The 3,262-nt window shown below is 72.3% G+C and carries 1 protein-coding gene and 1 pseudogene; both read left to right on the top strand.

Annotated elements, in window-relative coordinates:
* Window positions 1–1,073: beta-ketoacyl reductase (locus tag AE652_RS06420; protein WP_159028377.1), on the top strand; the 1,073-nt coding region annotated here is incomplete at its 5' end.
* Between the two features lie 45 nt (window positions 1,074–1,118).
* Window positions 1,119–3,262, top strand: a pseudogene (locus tag AE652_RS06415) (type I polyketide synthase); the annotation flags it as partial.

The raw sequence follows: 3,262 nt of genomic DNA, 5'->3' as shown, positions 1-3,262 counted from the left end.
GGACACCGGTGGAGCAGCTGTCGGTGGCCGAGCTGTCGCGGCTGCTGTCGGCGAAGGTCGGCGGCGCTGTGGTGCTGGACGAGTTGACGGCGGGCCGGGATCTCGACGCGTTCGTGCTGTTCTCGTCGGGCGCGGGTGTGTGGGGAAGCGGTGGCCTGGGCGGCTATGCGGCGGCGAACGCGCACCTGGACGCGTTGGTCGAGGATCGCAGGGCCCGGGGCCTGGTGGCTTCTTCGGTCGCGTGGGGCCTGTGGGCCGGTGTCGGGATGGCCGCGAGCTCGGGCGGTGAGCGGTTGCGCGAGTTCGGTATGGAGGGCATCGACGGGCGTCGGGGCATGCTGGCGCTGGGCCAGGTCCTGGACGCGGGCGAGGGTGCGATGGTGGTGGCCGGCTTCGACTGGCCGCAGTTCGTGCCGACCTACACCCTCTACCGGGCCAGCCGTCTGCTGGCGGACCTTCCCGAGGTCCGCGCGGTCCTGGCCGCCGAGGCCGCCGTCACCACGACGACCGAGGAAGTCGGCGCGTGGGCGGGCCGGTTGGCCGGAATGCCGGTCGCTGAGCAGCGCCAGGTCCTGACCGACCTGGTGCGAGGCCACGCGGCCGCGGTCCTCGGCCATGACTCGGCGGACGACGTGCTGCCGCAACGCGCGTTCAAGGAGCTGGGCTTCGACTCCGTCGGAGCCGTCGAGCTGCGGAACCGCCTCTCCAAGGAGGTCGGTGTCAAGCTGGCCTCCACGATGGTCTTCGACCACCCGAACGCCACCGCCCTCGCGGACTACGTACGGGGTGAGCTGGTCGGCACCGGCGGAGCGGACGACGGCGATCCGGTGCTGGAGACCCTGGAGCGGCTGGCCGCCGAACTGGACTCCGTCGACGGGGGAGCCGACGCGCGCCAGGACATCACCGAGCGCATGCAGACCCTGCTGTCCCGGTGGATGCGGCGCGGCGCCCCCGGCGCCGGCGCGGAGGACGGTGGCGCCGCCGCCACCCGGCAGACCGTGGCCGGACAGCTCAACGAAGCCTCGGCCGACGAGGTTCTGGACTTCATCAACAAGGAACTGGGGGCGTCGTGATGATCTCCGGTGCTCAGATCAAGACGACGTCGAGGAGGACCCACGATGGCCGATGAGAAGCAGCTGCTCGACGCTTTGAGGAAGCTGGCCGCCGAGCACTTCGAAACCCGTGAGCGGGTCAAGGAGCTGGAGTCCGGCGCCCGCGAGCCGATCGCGATCGTGGGCATGGGGTGCCGGTACCCGGGCGGGGCGGTCGGTCCCGAGGAGTTCTGGAACCTGGTGGCCGACGGCGTCGACGCGGTGGGCGGGTTCCCGTCCGACCGCGGCTGGGAGGCGTTCGACAACCAGGGCGGATACCGCCGACAGGGCGGATTCATCTACGACGTGGCCGACTTCGACGCGGGGTTCTTCGGGATCAGCCCGCGTGAGGCGCTGGCATGGACCCGCAGCAGCGGCTGCTGCTGGAGACCTCGTGGGAGGCGATCGAGCGCGCGGGGATCGACCCGAAGTCGCTGCACGGCTCGGCGACCGGCGTCTTCGTCGGTGCGAGCCACGCCGGTTACGAGGCCAGCCTGCCCGTCGAGGACGCCAGCCTGGACGGCTACCGGCTGATCGGTACGGTGTCGTCCGTGGCGTCGGGCCGGATCTCGTACTGCCTGGGTCTGACCGGTCCGGCGGTGACGGTGGACACGGCCTGCTCGTCCTCGCTGGTGGCGATGCACCAGGCGATCCTGGCGCTGCGGGCCGGTGAGTGCTCGATGGCGCTGGCCGGCGGTGTCGCGGTGATGGTGTCGCCGGGTGCGTTCATGGAGTTCGGGCGTCAGGGCGGTATGGCGTCGAGCGGCCGGTCGAAGGCGTTCTCGGAGGAGGCCGACGGGATCGGCTGGGGCGAGGGCGCGGGCATGGTGCTGTTGGAGCGCCTGTCCGACGCCCGGCGCAACGGGCACCAGGTACTGGCGGTGATCCGTGGCAGTGCGGCCAACCAGGACGGTGCGTCGAACGGCCTGTCCGCGCCGAACGGTCCCTCGCAGCGGCGGGTGATCCGCGCGGCGCTGGCCAACGCCCAGCTGTCGCCCTCCGACGTCGACGCGGTGGAGGCCCACGGCACGGGTACGACGCTCGGTGACCCGATCGAGGCGGGCGCGCTGCTGGCCACGTACGGCCAGGAGCGGTTCGAGGACCGGCCGTTGTGGCTGGGCTCGGTGAAGTCCAACATCGGGCACTCGCAGTGCGCCGCCGGTGTGGCCGGGGTGATCAAGATGGTGATGGCGCTGCGGCACGAGGTGCTGCCGAAGACGCTGTTCGCCGAGGAACCGTCCTCGCACGTGGACTGGACGTCCGGGAACGTGCGGCTGCTGAGCGAACCGGTGGCGTGGCCGGCGGGCGAGCGGCCGCGTCGCGCGGGTGTGTCGGCGTTCGGCGTGAGCGGGACGAACGTCCACGTGATCGTGGAGGAGGCCCCGGCGGCCGTCGAGGCGGCGGCTGAGCCGGCGGGCCAGGAGAGCCCGGTGCTCACCGGGGCGGCGGATGTGGCCTGGCCGGTCTCCGGTCGCAGCGTGGCGGCGCTGGCCGGTCAGGCGGGTCGACTGCGTGAACACGTCGCGGAGCGGCCGGAGTTGTCGGTCCGCGATGTGGCGTGGTCGCTCGCGACGACGCGTGCGGCACTGGAGCACCGGGCGGTCGTGCTCGGTGGCGAGCGGAACGAGCTGGCGGCGGGGCTGACGGCCGTCGCCGCCGGGCAGCCGGCGGCGGGTGTGGTCACGGGGTCGGTGGCTGCCGCCGGTGTGGGGCGGACGGTGTTCGTCTTCCCCGGCCAGGGCAGCCAGTGGGTCGGCATGGGGCGTGAGCTGGCGGAGGCCTCGCCGGTGTTCGCGGCCCGGCTGGCTGAGTGTGCTGCGGCCCTGGCGCCTTACGTGGACTGGCAGTTGGACGATGTGCTGGCGGGGCGCCACGGTTTCGAAGCCGCTGACGTCGTGCAGCCGGCGCTGTGGGCCGTGATGGTGTCGCTCGCTGCGGTATGGCAGGCGGCTGGTGTCGCTCCGGACGCGGTGCTGGGTCACTCGCAGGGCGAGATCGCCGCTGCCGCCGTCGCTGGGATTCTCTCCCTGGACGACGCTGCCAAGGTCGTCGCTCTGCGGAGCAAGACCCTGAAGGTGCTGGCGGGTCGTGGTGGGATGCTGTCAATCGCGGAGCCGGTGGAGGGTGTTCGGGCGCGGATCGCGTCGTACGGCACCCGCCTTTCCGTCGCG

The sequence above is a fragment of the Kitasatospora sp. MY 5-36 genome (assembly GCF_001182915.1).
GTDB lineage: Bacteria > Actinomycetota > Actinomycetes > Streptomycetales > Streptomycetaceae > Kitasatospora.
This window is presented reverse-complemented; position numbering and strand designations above follow the sequence as displayed.